This is a genomic window from Guptibacillus hwajinpoensis, from assembly GCF_005144865.1.
Classification (GTDB): Bacteria; Bacillota; Bacilli; order Bacillales; family Guptibacillaceae; genus Guptibacillus; species Guptibacillus hwajinpoensis_A.
On record NZ_SWFM01000002.1, the window covers coordinates 455,049 to 470,720 of the forward strand.

Genomic DNA, 15,672 nt, shown 5'->3' on the forward strand with positions numbered 1-15,672 from the left:
TGAGAAGAAATGAATGAGAGGGGGAAGATTTACATGTTCTATAAAATTAGTAAGTTATTCATGATAACCCTGTTTGCATTTAGCCCATTACTTTCATTTACACCACAAGCTTCTGCTAATACAGGTAGTGAGCTCGAAACGGAGACTTATGATCATAAAATAGTTGAGCGCCCAACATTACCTGAGGTTCAAACGATTGATTCTACAGGTGAAGAGCTTGGAAGAGTTTATGCAGGTGATAGAGGGATTTCAGATCGACATCTTAAAGTAACTGCTACTATTTTGAAGAATGTTACACTACCAACTATTAAAAAGAATATGGCCTATGAGGATTTGAAAAAGAGTTTTCCTCAATTAAAGAATGTTCCGTTTAAAATCATATTGTTCTCGAATGAGAGGACTTACCGCAACTCATTGGTGAAAGCTGGTTTACCAGATGAATCAGTAGACAATATTGTGAACAACACAGGTGGAATAACAGATGGTACTAGGATTTGGATTCCACTTTACGTATACAATGACAAATCTCAACTTGCTCATTACTTAACTCATGAATTAACTCATGTTCTATTCCAGTATTCTGGACTTGAAGGTAAATCCCCTATTTGGTTTGAGGAGGGATTAGCTGTATACAACGGATTTACTGCTCAACAAATGGTGAATCCAACTAGTACTCGATCTTCTTATCATGGATTAAAAAAGGATTTAAAAGAATTTAAAAGCAAAGATGGAAAATTTTCTCTTAAGTCCAATCAAGAGGATCTTTTGAATGCATCAAATAATGTTGAAGGTTTGTATTTTATGGCAGTTAAGCAGTTAATTAAATATGATGGTCTTGACGGGATTAATCAAATGATTGAAGAGTTAGCGACGACTGACATCCAATCAAGTTTCTTAACTACTTATGGGATCACGATTAATGAGTACGAATCCTTCTTTTTAAAACGAGCAAACGGGTCATCTTATATAGCTGATGACAGTACCACCAATAATTATGACGATACTGAAATCTTTAATATTCTTTTTAATCCAGGGTATAGAGTGAGTTGGTAGTTAGCTGGTGAGCATAGAAATATGCTCACCTTACTAACATAATGCTCGTAATCTAGTTATCCTCCTGGGAAGGAGATTTGTAGCAATGAAATTGGATAATGATACGCTGTTGAGAATTTACCTGTATTGTATCTTGGGAATCTATGTCTCTTTGTCATTTGTTTATGTAAGACCTTTGCAAGTAGAAGAGTGGATTGTTATATCGATAATAGGAAGTGTAGCGGTTCTGTTTGAATTACGCCCTATTTCTCTTCCGAGTGATGAAGAACTTTCGTTTGTATCACCTCTTTTATTTATCTCTGGTGTGATATACGGTTTCTTCCCAACTGCGTGCATTGTGCTTATCTTCAGTATCATTCTCGTATTCACTAAACCTGCAGCTTGGAAACCGATTTTTTTCAATGGAGCACAGTATGCATTATCTTCTTATGTTGCATTACAAGCATACCAACTTGCTGGTGGTGAAATAGGTAGTCTTAGCTTAAATAACGTTCTATCCTATGTTCTGTACATAGTGTGCTATCAACTTATGAATTTACTTTTGGTTAATATATTTATTTATATTAGGAATCGGTCGTTTATCTCACTCGATGTAAAGTCAACTGTGGTTTATCTTAATTTGATGGCGTTTGGAACACTCGTTACAAAGGTTATTGAACAGGGTGAAATCATGGGGATTGTTCTATTCGCAGTCGTTCTATGGGGCCTAGGAATTTCTTATCGAACGTACTACAAGATGTACAATGATTTTAAGATGCTATCAATTAAAGATGGTTTAACCAATCTGTATAACCATCGATTTTTTCAGCAAAAGATTGAAGAAGTGGTTCAAACAGGTAAAGAAGTTTCGCTTTTCTTAATAGACTTAGACTTCTTTAAAACTTACAACGATCACTTCGGGCATCCTCAAGGGGATACGTTGTTAAAAGAGATATCGTCTCTACTTCTGGATCATTCACCAAATGATGCCTATACGTGTCGATATGGTGGAGAGGAGTTTGCGATTATTCTTCCCGGTCATAGTCAAACGGAAGCTTTTGAGCTAGCTGAAGAAATTAGAAAGTCTATTTCAGAGAGAGCTTTTTATGGAGCAGAAAGCATGCCGCTGGACTGTATTACCGTATCAATTGGCATTTCTACTTATCCAACGATCGTGGATACTAAAGAACAACTGATTAAAACTGCGGATATGGCTCTTTATGAAGCGAAGAAGATGAGGAATAATGTTGTTGCTTATTCACCTCGTATTGAAAAGACGAGTGATTTAGTTAATACTTAATGGAATGTCTTTTAAGCAAAGTAGTGCTGTTTCAATATGAAGCAGCACTTTTTGTGTTCATTTTCATTTATATCCCATTACAACTTCAGGCCGCTCCTACTCTTAAACCGCCTTAACAGAATATGAGACTCAACCCGCGTAATTCCCTCCAACGCATACAATTCATTATTCACAAAAGACTCTAATTGCATGAAGTCATTGACTAGCACATGCATGTGTAACGTGCTCGGTCCCGTCATTTGATAACAGCTCGCAACGTAAGGGTTATTCGCAAGATTCTCTGCTACTTCTACAAGCGCACGTGGTTCACAATCGACTTCAAAAAAAGCGGAGACCCCTTTTCCTACTTTTTCGCTATTAACCACACATGTAAACTTTTCGATTACGCCACATTCAATTAATTGATTGACCCTGGATCTGACTGCAACGCGGGAGAGATCGAGTTTTTTTCCGATATCTGCGTAAGACATTCTACCATCCTCGGTTAATAACTCAATAATTCGTTTGTCTGTATCATCGATTTTTAATTTTTTATCTTCATTCATGTTTTATACACCTTCCCAATTATGAGTTATACGTTGCATACCACATTGAGATCGTGACATGCACCCGTTCATTGTTAATGAAAAGTAGTAATTTTCAGTCAAAAATTCATTGAAAATATCGGAATATTCTATATAATCGATACTAACATTAACCTTTGTTAATTAAAAACATCATTTAAATTAACAAAGGTATATAAATAATAACATTGAAATATTTTGGTTAAGTGGGTTTCTGATAGACTGTGACGGAGTTGAAGCTATTAGAGTGAAGAATGTCTGTTTTAATAGTAAACGTCTGCCTCAGCTCGTTCTATTACTATTTATTAGTCTTTGAAAATGAAAGGAGCATTCTTATGACAACTGATTACTTACATTACCCATACGCTTCACAACGAATGACAACGGTTGCGAATAAAGGGATGGTTGCGACGTCGCAGCCGTTAGCGGCACAGGCTGGGTTAGATATTTTGAAAAAAGGCGGAAATGCCATTGATGCGGCGATCGCAACGGCGGCTGTGCTGACTGTTGTAGAACCTACTTCAAATGGCATTGGTGGTGATGCGTTCGCCCTCGTTTGGACAAAGGGGCAATTGCATGGGTTGAACGGTAGTGGTCCTTCACCAAAATCGATTTCAATCCAGTCGCTAAAAGAACGGGGATACGATGAAATTCCGAAGTACGGATGGATTCCCGTTACCGTTCCTGGTGTGCCGGCTTCATGGGCCGAATTATCTCGTCGGTTTGGGAAGCTTTCATTAAGAGAGACGTTAGAACCTGCGATTCATTATGCAGAAGAAGGGTTTCCGGTCTCCCCTATTTTAAGTAAGTTCTGGCAAGAAGCATATGCTCGGTTTAAAGAAGTTCTGACGGACGAAGAGTTCAGTCACTGGTTTGAAACGTTTGCTCCAGAAGGGCGCGCTCCTGAAGTAGGAGAAATCTGGCGTTCGAAAGGTCATGCAGAGACGTTAAGGGAGATCGGGGACACTGACGGGAAGTCGTTTTATCATGGCGCGATCGCAGAGAAAATTGCAGCCTTTTCGTCTAAGTACAATGGCTATCTTACGGAAGAAGACCTTGCTTCTTTTCAGCCAGAATGGGTTGATCCGATTTCTGTTACATATAGAGGGTATGATGTTTGGGAGATTCCGCCGAACGGACAGGGGCTTATCGCTCTTTCTGCTCTCAATATTTTAAATGGCTTCCAGTTCGATCATAAAGAATCTGCTGAAACGTATCATAAACATATTGAATCTATGAAACTCGCATTTGCTGATGGACAGAAATACATTACGGAAGAGAAGAAAATGTCGGTAGCGGTTGATGATTTGCTGTCAGCTTCTTACGGGGAAAGTCGTCGTGCGTTAATCGGGGACGAAGCACTTACGCCTTCGCCAGGTAAGCCACCAAAAGGCGGAACGGTTTATTTAGCGACGGCAGACTCTGAAGGGAACATGGTTTCTTTTATTCAAAGTAACTACATGGGATTTGGTTCTGGTCTCGTTGTCCCAGAGACGGGGATTGCGCTACAAAATCGGGGACATAATTTCTCAATGGATCCTGAGCATGATAACGCTCTTTCAGGTGGAAAACGTACCTATCATACGATTATTCCCGGATTCCTGAGTAAAGATGGTGAAGCGATTGGTCCGTTTGGCGTGATGGGTGGCTTTATGCAACCACAAGGCCATTTGCAAGTGATCACGAACATGATTGATTTTAACTTGAATCCACAGGCTGCACTTGATGCCCCGAGATGGCAATGGGTAGAGGGGAAGAGAGTATGGGTGGAGTCGACATTCCCACCTTATCTTGCAGAAGCGCTTAGTCGTAAAGGACATGGGATCGAAGTCCAATTAGAAAAAGGCGCTTTTGGAAGGGGTCAAATTATCTGGCGTGATCAGCAATCTGGTACACTGTTTGGAGGTACGGAATCTCGGACTGATGGTACAATTGCTGCTTATTAATTTTGGCGGTGCGAGAATGTGAAAGGTGGTGTCCCATGCAACAGTGGCATCTTTTTCTCGCCTTTTTGAGGGTGGGAATGCTTGGATATGGTGGTGGACCGTCTTCCATTCCACTTGTTCATAAAGAAGTAGTAGAGAAATACAAATGGCTCAATGACGATGAATTTGCTGATATTCTAGCATTAGGGAATTCCTTGCCTGGACCGATTGCGACGAAAATGGCAGGGTATATTGGGCATCGCGTGGCGGGGGTAACCGGTATGTTCAACGCTGTATTAGCGACGATTGTACCAACAATTGGAATCATGATTTTCCTTTTAACGTTTCTCTCCACATTTCGTGAGAAGGCGTGGGTGCAGGGGATGACGCAGGCGGTTGTTCCGGTTGTTGGCGTGATGCTTGCTGTGTTAACGTATGATTTCTTTCGAAAAGCACAGGGAAATTTGGGTTGGCTTTTAACGATTACGTTAACCGTTGCATCTTATGCGTTGATTGAATTAGCTGGGGTTCATCCAGGGATTGTGATTGCTTGCTTGTTGCTTTATGCGTTATTGAAGCCGACTAGTGGGAAACAGCGGGATGATGACGGAAAACAGGTGAAGGAGGAGCAGTCATCATGATTTATTGGGATATTTTTGTTGCCTTCTTCATACCTGGGATCGTTGGTTATGGTGGTGGACCTGCTTCTATTCCCCTTGTTGAGAATGAAGTGGTAGGTCGATTTGGCTGGATGAGCGTGAATGAATTTAGTGAAATGCTTGCGATGGCGAATGCACTACCAGGGCCGATTGCAACGAAAATGGCAGGGTATATTGGATTTCAGCAGGGCGGTGTTCTTGGAGCTTTCGTTGGCGTGTTTGCTACGGTGGCACCGTCGTTGATTCTGATGATCGTGCTGTTGAGCTTGTTAAATAAGTTTAAAAACTCCCCGAAGGTTAAGAAGATGACCGCGCTCATCCGTCCGACGATCGCAATTCTCCTTGGCGTGATGGCGTTTCAATTTTTTACTAGCTCTTATGAGGGAGCGGGATTGTACCAAACGATCTTTCTGATTGCGGCAAGTTACGTGTTGATGGAGAAGATGAAAGTGCATCCGGCATTTGTGATTGTTGGATCGCTTGCGTATGGCGCGGTGTTTTTGGGGTAGGATTGGCGGCGTGCGAACGCTGAGCGTAAATTCGCGGGTTCGCGGGTGCCTGTCACCACCCGGTTTAGCTCGAATGGTGTCGAATATCTCTGAGTTTGGATGGGTAGTGGTCATCTAGGCTTAGGGATTTTTTGTGTGGAGGTAGGACGATACAACTATATTTGTCTGAAAATATTGAATAATTAACAAGTTTGATATAATATGTCAGAAGAATCAAGAAATTGTATACAATCTTTGGACACAATAGGTGGTTTAGGATGACAAATAAGAAACGGAATGAAGAACTGGCTTATGAGAAAGTGAAGCGAGCGATTATGCTCCGAAGGCTTTTACCTGGTCAGAGAGTGACGGAAGAGTGGGTGAGTCAGGAAATTAATATGAGTCGAACGCCGATTCGGGCGGCGTTTAAGCGGTTAGGTAATGAAGGGTTACTAGAGGTAATCCCTAACAGAGGTGCTTTTGTTTACAATCCTTCTGATCAAGAGTTAAGCGATGTGTTTCACTTACGCGTTGTGTTGGAGGGGTATGCTGCGAAGTTAGCGCTTCCTACCGTTACAGATGAGCATGTTCATGAGCTAGAGCAGCTGTTAGATCAGGAGAAAAAGGCGTATGAAGAGAAGGACTTTGAAGAATTTATGCGAGTGAACGGGCTGATTCATTCCTATCCTGCGACATTGACTGGGAATAAATTTTTACTTCAAGAAGTGGAAACGCTTAATCAATGGTCTGATGGCTATCTGATTTTGAAGGATGAGTTCTATACGATTCCGATTGAAGAGGTGAAGTCGATTCCTGAGCATTTACGTATTCTGAACGCTTTTCGAGAAAAAGACATTGAAGAAATGACACGCGCTATTGAAGCGCACCTTCTTTCCACATTATACGATTTAACCGGACAGCAGTCCGTTTTCCAATAAATAGAAGGAGTGATTGATGATGACAAAGAGTGCTTTTGTTCAAACAACTTTACCAGGACCTGTAGCCAGTCAATTGTTAGAACGACGTGAGAATGTTGTGCCCAAGGCAGTAACATGTGGGCTTCCAACTTTTGCGGCGGAAGCTTCGGGGGCTAGGGTAACAGATGTTGATGGGAACACGTTCATTGATTTTGCTGGAGCAATCGGTACGATCAATGTCGGTCATTGCCACCCGCGTGTGAAGGAAGCGCTTCATGATCAAGTCGATAAATACATCCATACCGGATTCAATGTGATGATGTATGAACCTTATATTGAATTAGCTGAAAAGCTTGCAGCATTAGCACCGGGAACTCATCAGAAAAAAGTGTTGCTGCAAAACAGTGGGGCTGAGGCTGTTGAGAATGCGGTGAAAATTGCAAGGAAATATACGGGGCGTCAGGCAGTTGTAACGTTCCAGAATGCTTTTCACGGCAGAACGCTAATGACGATGTCGATGACAAGCAAAGTGAAGCCTTATAAATTTGGTTTTGGGCCGTTTGCGCCAGAGGTGTATAAGGCTCCTTTTCCGTATGCTTACCGTCGACCTGAGCAAATGAATGAGGCAGAATATAGTGAGTTCATGATTCAGCAGTTCTCTGATTTTCTTTTAAAAGAAGTTGCCCCAGAGACGATCGCTGCAATCGTCATGGAGCCTGTTCAAGGTGAAGGCGGCTTTATTGTACCGGATAAAAACTTCGTCCAAGCTGTGAAACGCACGTGTGAAGAACACGGGATTCTGTTTGTGGCGGATGAGATTCAAACAGGGTTTGGGCGAACAGGAAGTTATTTTGCATCAGAGCATTTTGATGTTGTACCAGATCTCATTACAGTGTCGAAATCGTTAGGGGCAGGCACTCCGATCAGTGGCGTAATCGGTAGAGGCGAAGTAATGGATGCGGCTGATCCTGGGGAACTTGGTGGCACATATAGCGGCAGTCCGCTTGGATGTCGCGCAGCGCTTGCTGTTCTCGATGTAATCGAAGACGAGGGACTTAATCAAAGAGCGGTTCGGATCGGTGAAAAAGTGAGAGAGCGGTTTACTTATTTAGCGAAGGAATTTTCTTTTATTGGCGATGTTCGTGGGTTAGGTGCAATGAATGCTATTGAAATCGTCAGCGATCGAGACAATAAAACACCTGATAAAGATCTTGCAAAAGCGATCCTTACTGAAGCGCAGCAAAGGGGACTTCTTTTATTAGGTGCAGGTGTTTATAGCAATGTCATTCGGTTCTTAATGCCGCTTGTGATTACGGATGATGAATTAGAGGAAGGGTTGTTCATTGTTGAGGAATCGATTCGAAAGGTTGCTAATGAACTGCGTAAGGGTGTTCTGTGATGGCGGTCGAAGAGAAGAAACTCAAGAAGGTCCTGTCGAAGTTTGACCTGCTTTTTCTAGCGTTAGGTGCAATGCTTGGCTGGGGGTGGGTTGTTCTCTCGGGGACCTGGATTACTTCTGCAGGTTCATTCGGAGCTGTGTTAGCGTTCGCAATTGGTGGCTTTCTCGTGATTTGTGTTGGACTCAATTATGCTGAACTGGCGTCTGCGATGCCGCGAGTTGGCGGGGAGCATGAATACGTCCATCGCGCGTTGGGTGAGAATGCTTCCTTCGTTGCATCTTGGGCAATAACACTCGGCTACGTATCCGTTGCGACATTTGAGGCAGTGGCATTGCCTACGGTGATTGACTTTTTGCTACCAGATTACCAGGCAGGTTACTTATGGACGATTGCTGGTTGGGATGTTCACCTCAATTGGGTGTTGATTGGTTCTGTTGGTGCTGTGATTATCACTTTTATCAATTATCTTGGTCTTAAGCAAGCGGCTGTGCTGCAAACGGTGTTTACGCTTGTGATTGTTGCGGCAGGCTTACTGTTGATATTCGGTGCTGGCGTAAATGGGGAGCCTGCTAATTTAACCCCTCATTTTATTGGTGGAATGGGTGGTGTCATGGCGGTACTCGTGATGGTTCCGTTCTTATTTGTTGGATTCGATGTGATTCCACAGGTTGCAGAAGAAGCCAATCTGCCACAGGCGCAAATAGGAAAGTTTCTCGTCATTTCAGTTATCGGAGCGATTCTGTTTTACATAGCGATTGCAATTGGCGTTTCTCTTGGGATGAACCAAGAACAGCTCGGTACCACTGAATTAGCGACGGCGGATGCGATGGGGAATCTATTTGGCTCTGCCATGTTTGCGAAATTATTAATTCTTGGCGGTGTTGCAGGAATTATTACGAGCTGGAATTCATTTGTGATTGGCGGTAGTCGGGTTTTATATGCCATGGCGAAATCTGGTATGCTACCGTCCTGGTTCGGGCGTTTGCATCCGAAGCATCATACACCTTCAAATGCGGTGCTTTTTATAGGGGTACTATCAATGCTTGCCCCTCTACTTGGAAGGTCTGCGCTTGTCTGGATCGTGGATGCAGGCGGCCTTGGCATTGTGGTTGCGTACTTCCTTGTAGCGTGGTCCTTCATTAAACTTAGAAAAAATGAGCCTGATATGGAGCGGCCATTCCGAGCAGGGAAAAGTCCGATTTTCGGGTACCTTGCGCTAGTTCTGAGTTTCGGATTTATCGCGCTGTATTTTCCTGGCATGCCGGCAGCGCTGATCTGGCCTTATGAATGGGTGATGGTTGGGGGATGGTTCCTTATTGGATTGTACTTCTTTGTGAGGATGAGGAAAGGTGTTTATAAAGAGAGTGGAGTTGGGATGTAGATGCTCGGTTCGCGGGTCGCGGTTCGCGGTGCTTGTTTCGCGGGTGCCTGTCACCACCCGAATTAGCTCATATTATGTCGAAATGAAAGAGCTCCTGCGGCTTGCTTGCGGGAGCTCTTTTTCTATTATTCTACTGGCATTAATTTAACGCGGCCGAGCGTTTCGATCATATCACCTGTGTTTGTGAAGAAGACGTAGTCTCCTGTTCCGACCATTCCGTCTCCTAGTATCGTATTTACGGTAGGCATTCCGCTTGAGTCATAGACAAAGAAATTTGTACCGTCTCCGATATTCGTTACTTGGTATCGACCTTCAGGCAGATCTGTCCCAACGATATACTGACCAGCAGTGAGTTCAATCGGTTCTTCGCTTTTACGTATAATGGTTTTTTCGAGTTTCTCGAGCTCTTTTTCCTTTGCTTTAATCGTGTCATCTAGTTCACTTCCGCGAGTCTTTTTTTCTTTCACTTTATCACTCAATTTGTTGAGTTCTTTTTTGCTCTTATCCTTATCCTCTTGCAGAGAGTCATTCTCTTTTGTGATAGCGTCTTTTTCCTCAATCAATTTCTCTACTTCGTCCACTTCTGCTTGTAGTTTTTCTAGCTTTTCATTCTCAGAACTTTGTTGTTCTTCAGCAGCAGCTGTATGCTCCTTAATGGATAGTAGTTTGCTTTCCTCGTCTTTCACTTTCGCCTCTGCCATAGTGATATCTGATTTGATCTTCTTAATCTTCTCGGTATAGTTTTCTTCAAGATCTGCATTGCCAATCAGAACGCCGATTAAGACACTGACAATTATGGCTGCGATTCCTCCTGTAATGGAGAGGGTTAAGATCAGTCCTTTTTTCATGTTAGACGCCCCCGAACATGTCTGATTAAGCTATCAACTTATTTATATTGCTGCTTGCTGTGGTTTAGCACTTGATAGGAGAGAGTGGAAGAAAAATCGGGTGGTGACAGGCACCACCCGATTTATGTCGAATGTATGTTCTTGTGTTGGAGAGGCGTTATCGTATTAAGTGAGGCAAGTTTTCGGTATAATGGATGTATGAAGCGAGTTGTTCTTGATCACTTAAAGGAGTGGCTTATATGTCATCGAATATACTGAATCATTCTAAAGGTGAAGCCCTATATCTACAAATAAAAGATGTATTGATTAAGCGAATTCAAACAGGGGCATGGAAGCCGAATACATTGATACCGACTGAGCAGGAGCTGATTAAAGAGTTTGATGTGAGTCGGACGACGATTAGACAGGCTATTACGATTCTCGTTCAGAACGGTCTTTTAGAGAAGAAACAGGGGCGCGGGACGGTTGTAAAAGCGCAGAATTTAATTGGGAATCTTGGAAAGTTGAGAGGGTTTGCTGAGGAAGTCGTGGAACGTGGGCAAACGCCTCATTCGAAGCTCCTTCGTGCGGAATTTCGTGAGGATCTTTATCATGAAAACGATATGCTGAAAGTCAATGAGGGGGAACCAATCCTATTAGTTGAGCGAATCCGTTTTGCTGATGAAGTTCCGATTGCGCTCGAGCGAACGTGTTGGCCGAAGGAAATTGGTGACATTCTAATTCAATGTGACTTAAATCAAGCGAAGTATTATGAAGTACTTGAGCAGCATAATTATTATCTTAAGAAAGCGAACGAACGTATTACAGCGATCAACGCGACAATTCATGAGGCTGATTCGCTAGGAATTCGTCCAGGCGAAGCGCTTTTAGAGATGACGAGGTTGAGCCGTGGACTCAATGATCACCCGATTGAATATACGAAAACAAAGTATCGGAGTGATCAGTATCATTATAATATTGAGTTGGAAAGATAGAAAAAGCGGTTCCCATCCTAAAAGTGGGAACCGCTTTTTACTATTCTTTATTCGTTCATTTGTTTTGCAACATGATCATCGTCGAATTCTTCAAGATGCATAAGCTTTTGTAGTGGCTTAGACAGTAGCAGAAGAATTATTCCGAGTCCAAGAGCTGCAAAGCCTAGATACATGAAGATTTCAAGATATCCTGCTGATGTTGTGAGTGCTGCAATTTGTCCAGCAAGGTAGTTCTCGCTTTTCAATAGTTTTTATAATAGTCAGTTGGCGAAGCGAATCCATTTTTTTGTTGAATTCGCTTCGTGTAGTAATAACGAATGTAAGAAACACTATCTTTATGGTATTGGCGGTGTGAGTCGAAATTAGGGCAAATAAAAAAGCGGTTCCCTTTGAGAGTGAGGGGAACCGTTTTGTATGTAGTACTGCCAGAATGGTACTTTGTTAAATGATTACTGACCAAAGTATGGATCTTTCACACAAATATCATTGTCTGAAAAGTAATTCCATATTGCACAACCAATAGAATAGCCTCCACCACCACTAATCTTATCAGGATTAGCCGCGGATGCTGGAGCGGAAGTAATTCCAGTTACAAGGGTACCAGCTAGTAAAAACGCAGTAAGTTTTTTCTTCATTCATCTCACCTCCACTTGTATAATTTTACATTAATACCATATTAAAGTAAAGGGTTGTTTATATTAATATAATATTTCAAAATAACTTTTTGTATCATGGTTGATATTGAGGGGAAATGTATAGACCGAAACTATAATTTTGTTGAAGCAGATAAAAGAAAATGCTACTAGTCTAGCCAGTAGCATTTTTATGAAAAATTTTATTAAAGGATTAGATTACTTGTTTAGTGTTATCATTCTCCTCAAATTCGTCTAGATGCATCAACTTTTGAATCTTTTTAGATAGAAGCAATAATACAATTCCAAAGAAAATTGCTGCTATACCAAGGTAGATGAATATTTCTAGATACCCTGCTGATGTTGTAAGTGCTGCTACTTGTCCAGCCAAGTAGTTTGCTACTGCGTTACTTAGGAACCACATACCCATCAGTAAAGAAGCGATTTTGATAGGTGAGATTTTGCTGACAGCAGATAGTCCAATTGGTGAAAGTGCTAGCTCACCAAGTGTGTTTAGGAAATAGGTTACGATCATGAACATCATGCTGGCTTTAACTACTGTATCTTCTGGTCCACTACTTGTCATCATTACAGCAGGAATCATTACCATAAATCCTAGTCCTAATAGGATTAGACCGAATGCCATTTTGGTAGGAACAGAAAAATCGCCGCGTTTTGTTTTTGATAGTTTAATCCACAATGCAGATACGAATGGAGCTAGAAGTAGAATAAATAATGGATTTAGTGACTGGAAGAAAGAAACAGGCACTTCATATCCAAAAATTGTTCTGTCTATAAAATCTCGAGTATAAAGTGTGAATGATGCTCCTGCTTGTTCAAAACCAGTCCAGAAAACAATTGTAAAGAGGGCAAGAACAAAGATAGCTACTGTACGTTTCTTCTCAACTTTTGTTAATGGTTTTGCTTTTTCTTCAAGGCTAGGTTTAACACGTGAACTTGTAGGTTTTCTTCCAATGTCCCCAAGATATTTTTTTGAAAGTAAGTTAAATGTAATCTGACCAATAATCATTCCAATTGATGAAGCCAGAAAAGCATATTTGAAACCGAATACTTCTACTCCGCCTGTATTCGAATAGAAAATATTCGCATAGAGTAATCCTGCAACTAATGGAGAAATTAGTCCACCGAGGTTGATTCCCATGTAGAAAATGGTAAAAGCAGAATCTTTTCGCTTATCATTTTTACTGTAAAGCTCTCCAACAAGAGTAGAGATATTAGGTTTGAAAAATCCATTACCGATTATCAGCAACAGAAGGCCTATGTAGAGTCCCCATTGCTCTTGTATAGCAAAAAGTGTAAAGTCACCTACAGCCATAGTGATACCACCTATTGTAATGGCGGTTCGTAAGCCGATAAATTTATCGGTTAAATACCCTCCTATTAAAGGTGTAAAGTAAACTAGACCAACATAAAGACCATACAATTCTAGAGCTGAACCCTGATCCATGCCAAGTCCACCGCTGAATAATTCAGCTGTTAAATATAGTATTAGAATTGAACGCATACCATAATAGCTATAGCGTTCCCACATCTCAGTGATAAACAAAAGGTATAAGCCAGGAGGGTGTTTAATTTTCTCATTTTTAGCTGGCTTACCCTGTATGGTATTCTCCATGATTTAACCTCCAATTTTTAAAGAACTTCTCCATTTTAGCAAATTATTTGTCAATTTAAAGATGTTAGAGAAATGTTTATTTTTTTAAAATGTTTGTAAATTTTTAAAAATTACAGCTGTGTTACAACTCTAGATATGTTAAAATTCACAAATTTAAGGAAGGGGATCCTGTTTGAATATGTGATGTGATGGCTTTTGGGTTTTACTAATTGAGTTGGTCCTCTTTATTAAAGCGCTTTTATAAGTTACGTTACTAATACGAAAAATAAGAAGAACGACCTAGGTCGTTCTCCCTTTGACTCTCTTCGAAGGTTTAGTGGGTAGCGGGTGCCTGTCACCACCCGAATGAGCTCGCTATTTGTCGGATGCCGCGATGAAAAAACTTGCGAGGCAGATAGACTTTTATATAGAAGCGGTGCTAGAATGATGAAAATATGGATAAGGATTACAGTGGAGGAGGGGCAAAGGGTGAAGCAGCTTTTAGTGATCGTTTTGTTTGGCTTTCTCGTGTTCATTTATCCAGCACAGCAATTAAATCAATTCGAATATCCAACGACTGACAATCCAACGATCACTGAGTTCGTCTATCTTCCTGACGCGAAAATCATCCCTCAATCTATCTCGATTTTAATAGAAAAACAAAAGATTGTCGGTCCTTCTGTTCCTTACATAACAGCTGATAAGCTTGTTATATATTCTCTTTTTCTGACGCGGAAGCTCCCTTCTATTGAGATTCATCCTGATGCCCATGGTTTTTTGAATGTAGTTGCTTTTCAATCCAGTTATTTCTCAGACCTCCGTTTTTAATAGAGGAACATAATTTCTTTATTAATAATACGTGAGGTGGAGAATGCGATGAATAAATCATCATATTGGAAGAATACATTTGAAAGTTTTGGATGGATTTGTCTGTTTGTTCTACCATTCTGGGGAATGATTTTGTTCTCAGCAGAACTTACCGGGCAGCATTTTGTGCAAACTCTGATGATGTATTTTAAGTAAATATAAGCAGTGTTAAATAATGATGGTTGTAGAAGGTGTTTGCTTCCTGCAACCATTTTTTGTTGTTCACAAACGGAATTTATTCTAATAATTAGCAACCCTCTTTCGAACGATCATGATATGTTTGGTAAAATAAAAGAAAAATAGGTTGTGAAGTGAGGGTGAGGGACTATGATTGTTGTCATCGCAAAGCTTTGTATATCTGCTTGTTTAGGGCTAATGATTGGTGTTGAAAGAGAGCTTAAACATAAGCCGCTTGGTTTAAAAACGTGTATGGTTATCGCAGTTAGTAGCTGCTTATTAACCATTGTTTCAATTGAGTCTGCTGAGACTTTCTCCGAAATCTCACCTAACATACGAACCGATCCGATGCGTCTTGCAGCACAGGTAGTGTCCGGAATTGGTTTCATCGGTGCAGGGGTTATTTTAAGACGTAATAACGATGCGATTTCTGGATTAACAACAGCAGCAATTATCTGGGGAGCTTCTGGGCTTGGTATTGCGGCGGGTGCAGGATTCTATTTCGAAGCGTTTGTCGGAGTAGCTTTAATTCTGTTCAGTGTGAATCTTCTTCCCTTCATTATTAAAAAAATTGGTCCAAGCCAATTAAGGCAGAGGGAGATGCGAGCGAAAATTACGCTTCAAAAAGGCACGGATATTACAGCTTTTATGAGTACGATTCAAGCTGCTGATTTTGAGATCAAACATGTGCGCGTTCGCGATACAAAGGAGAAGGATCATCAGGTAGACCTTCGATTATTAACATTTGAAAGGAACCATACAACGAGTATCTATCAACAACTACGAGAACTTGAAGGCGCTACGTTTGTGGAGGTAGAAGGATAATCGCGGGTGACAGGCACCACCCGGTTTAACTCGAATAATGTCAGGTTGTGTCGGGTGGAGATTTGAGAT

Annotated in this window: 17 protein-coding genes; 12 read left to right on the top strand and 5 right to left on the bottom strand. The window is 41.3% G+C overall.

The window, feature by feature from the left end:
• Positions 1–33: 33 nt before the first annotated feature.
• Both FBF83_RS09505 and FBF83_RS09510 read left to right on the top strand, forming a co-directional pair.
• The gene (locus tag FBF83_RS09505) at positions 34–1,053 is read left to right on the top strand and encodes a hypothetical protein (RefSeq protein WP_136946913.1); all 1,020 of its coding nucleotides are present in this window, start codon (positions 34–36) and stop codon (positions 1,051–1,053) included.
• Between the two features lie 85 nt (positions 1,054–1,138).
• Positions 1,139–2,332 carry a GGDEF domain-containing protein gene (locus tag FBF83_RS09510; RefSeq protein ID WP_136946914.1) on the top strand — a complete coding sequence of 398 codons (1,194 nt, stop codon included), beginning with the start codon at positions 1,139–1,141 and terminating at the stop codon, positions 2,330–2,332.
• Between the two features lie 77 nt (positions 2,333–2,409).
• Here the strand turns inward: FBF83_RS09510 and FBF83_RS09515 are convergent, their stop codons facing one another.
• A complete protein-coding gene (locus FBF83_RS09515) occupies positions 2,410–2,877 on the bottom strand; it encodes an Lrp/AsnC family transcriptional regulator (protein ID WP_136946915.1) in 468 nt (155 codons plus the stop codon).
• Between the two features lie 353 nt (positions 2,878–3,230).
• On the opposite strand from FBF83_RS09515, the gene FBF83_RS09520 reads away from it, so the two are divergent.
• From FBF83_RS09520 to FBF83_RS09545, 6 genes are all read left to right on the top strand, one after another.
• Positions 3,231–4,841 (top strand): gamma-glutamyltransferase family protein, encoded by a 1,611-nt coding sequence (locus tag FBF83_RS09520; protein ID WP_136946916.1) that lies wholly within the window; start codon positions 3,231–3,233, stop codon positions 4,839–4,841.
• Positions 4,842–4,876: 35 nt separating this feature from the next.
• Positions 4,877–5,461, top strand: coding sequence for a chromate transporter (locus FBF83_RS09525; RefSeq protein WP_136946917.1), 585 nt, complete (start codon positions 4,877–4,879; stop codon positions 5,459–5,461).
• Positions 5,458–5,988 carry a chromate transporter gene (locus tag FBF83_RS09530; protein ID WP_136946918.1) on the top strand — a complete coding sequence of 177 codons (531 nt, stop codon included), beginning with the start codon at positions 5,458–5,460 and terminating at the stop codon, positions 5,986–5,988. The genes FBF83_RS09525 and FBF83_RS09530 overlap by 4 nt, the downstream gene beginning before the upstream one ends.
• A gap of 257 nt (positions 5,989–6,245) precedes the next feature.
• Positions 6,246–6,905: a GntR family transcriptional regulator gene (locus tag FBF83_RS09535; RefSeq protein WP_136946919.1), complete on the top strand. Its 660-nt coding sequence runs from the start codon at positions 6,246–6,248 to the stop codon at positions 6,903–6,905.
• Between the two features lie 16 nt (positions 6,906–6,921).
• Positions 6,922–8,283, top strand: coding sequence for a 4-aminobutyrate--2-oxoglutarate transaminase (gene gabT / locus FBF83_RS09540; RefSeq protein WP_136946920.1), 1,362 nt, complete (start codon positions 6,922–6,924; stop codon positions 8,281–8,283).
• Positions 8,283–9,665: an APC family permease gene (locus tag FBF83_RS09545; protein ID WP_136946921.1), complete on the top strand. Its 1,383-nt coding sequence runs from the start codon at positions 8,283–8,285 to the stop codon at positions 9,663–9,665. The genes gabT and FBF83_RS09545 overlap by 1 nt, the downstream gene beginning before the upstream one ends.
• A gap of 125 nt (positions 9,666–9,790) precedes the next feature.
• Here FBF83_RS09545 and FBF83_RS09550 read toward each other — a convergent pair whose 3' ends face one another.
• Complete coding sequence (locus FBF83_RS09550) at positions 9,791–10,513, bottom strand: coiled-coil domain-containing protein (protein ID WP_136946922.1); 723 nt, start codon at positions 10,511–10,513, stop codon at positions 9,791–9,793.
• A 239-nt stretch (positions 10,514–10,752) separates the two neighbouring features.
• On the opposite strand from FBF83_RS09550, the gene FBF83_RS09555 reads away from it, so the two are divergent.
• Complete coding sequence (locus FBF83_RS09555; RefSeq protein ID WP_136946923.1) at positions 10,753–11,487, top strand: GntR family transcriptional regulator; 735 nt, start codon at positions 10,753–10,755, stop codon at positions 11,485–11,487.
• Positions 11,488–11,534: 47 nt separating this feature from the next.
• Here FBF83_RS09555 and FBF83_RS09560 read toward each other — a convergent pair whose 3' ends face one another.
• From FBF83_RS09560 to FBF83_RS09570, 3 genes are all read right to left on the bottom strand, one after another.
• Positions 11,535–11,732 (bottom strand): hypothetical protein, encoded by a 198-nt coding sequence (locus FBF83_RS09560; protein ID WP_136946924.1) that lies wholly within the window; start codon positions 11,730–11,732, stop codon positions 11,535–11,537.
• 204 nt (positions 11,733–11,936) lie between these two features.
• Positions 11,937–12,122, bottom strand: coding sequence for a hypothetical protein (locus tag FBF83_RS09565; RefSeq protein WP_136946925.1), 186 nt, complete (start codon positions 12,120–12,122; stop codon positions 11,937–11,939).
• 211 nt (positions 12,123–12,333) lie between these two features.
• The gene (locus FBF83_RS09570) at positions 12,334–13,755 is read right to left on the bottom strand and encodes a peptide MFS transporter (RefSeq protein ID WP_136946926.1); all 1,422 of its coding nucleotides are present in this window, start codon (positions 13,753–13,755) and stop codon (positions 12,334–12,336) included.
• A 468-nt stretch (positions 13,756–14,223) separates the two neighbouring features.
• On the opposite strand from FBF83_RS09570, the gene FBF83_RS20825 reads away from it, so the two are divergent.
• The 3 genes from FBF83_RS20825 (at position 14,224) to FBF83_RS09580 (ending at position 15,603) form a co-directional block, all read left to right on the top strand.
• A complete protein-coding gene (locus FBF83_RS20825; protein WP_169525312.1) occupies positions 14,224–14,562 on the top strand; it encodes a hypothetical protein in 339 nt (112 codons plus the stop codon).
• A gap of 48 nt (positions 14,563–14,610) precedes the next feature.
• Complete coding sequence (locus tag FBF83_RS20830) at positions 14,611–14,757, top strand: hypothetical protein (protein ID WP_169525314.1); 147 nt, start codon at positions 14,611–14,613, stop codon at positions 14,755–14,757.
• A 171-nt stretch (positions 14,758–14,928) separates the two neighbouring features.
• Entirely contained in the window at positions 14,929–15,603 is a 675-nt protein-coding gene (locus FBF83_RS09580) for an MgtC/SapB family protein (RefSeq protein ID WP_136946928.1), read from the top strand.
• Positions 15,604–15,672: the final 69 nt, after the last annotated feature.

Excerpts from the sequence above, each read along its gene's own strand:
- FBF83_RS09505 (WP_136946913.1), top strand. The coding sequence starts at position 34 with ATGTTCTATAAAATTAGTAAGTTATTCATGATAACCCTGTTTGCATTT.
- FBF83_RS09510 (WP_136946914.1), top strand. The coding sequence starts at position 1,139 with ATGAAATTGGATAATGATACGCTGTTGAGAATTTACCTGTATTGTATC.
- FBF83_RS09515 (WP_136946915.1), bottom strand. The coding sequence starts at position 2,877 with ATGAATGAAGATAAAAAATTAAAAATCGATGATACAGACAAACGAATT.
- FBF83_RS09520 (WP_136946916.1), top strand. The coding sequence starts at position 3,231 with ATGACAACTGATTACTTACATTACCCATACGCTTCACAACGAATGACA.
- FBF83_RS09525 (WP_136946917.1), top strand. The coding sequence starts at position 4,877 with ATGCAACAGTGGCATCTTTTTCTCGCCTTTTTGAGGGTGGGAATGCTT.
- FBF83_RS09530 (WP_136946918.1), top strand. The coding sequence starts at position 5,458 with ATGATTTATTGGGATATTTTTGTTGCCTTCTTCATACCTGGGATCGTT.
- FBF83_RS09535 (WP_136946919.1), top strand. The coding sequence starts at position 6,246 with ATGACAAATAAGAAACGGAATGAAGAACTGGCTTATGAGAAAGTGAAG.
- gabT (WP_136946920.1), top strand. The coding sequence starts at position 6,922 with ATGATGACAAAGAGTGCTTTTGTTCAAACAACTTTACCAGGACCTGTA.
- FBF83_RS09545 (WP_136946921.1), top strand. The coding sequence starts at position 8,283 with ATGGCGGTCGAAGAGAAGAAACTCAAGAAGGTCCTGTCGAAGTTTGAC.
- FBF83_RS09550 (WP_136946922.1), bottom strand. The coding sequence starts at position 10,513 with ATGAAAAAAGGACTGATCTTAACCCTCTCCATTACAGGAGGAATCGCA.
- FBF83_RS09555 (WP_136946923.1), top strand. The coding sequence starts at position 10,753 with ATGTCATCGAATATACTGAATCATTCTAAAGGTGAAGCCCTATATCTA.
- FBF83_RS09565 (WP_136946925.1), bottom strand. The coding sequence starts at position 12,122 with ATGAAGAAAAAACTTACTGCGTTTTTACTAGCTGGTACCCTTGTAACT.
- FBF83_RS09570 (WP_136946926.1), bottom strand. The coding sequence starts at position 13,755 with ATGGAGAATACCATACAGGGTAAGCCAGCTAAAAATGAGAAAATTAAA.
- FBF83_RS20830 (WP_169525314.1), top strand. The coding sequence starts at position 14,611 with ATGAATAAATCATCATATTGGAAGAATACATTTGAAAGTTTTGGATGG.
- FBF83_RS09580 (WP_136946928.1), top strand. The coding sequence starts at position 14,929 with ATGATTGTTGTCATCGCAAAGCTTTGTATATCTGCTTGTTTAGGGCTA.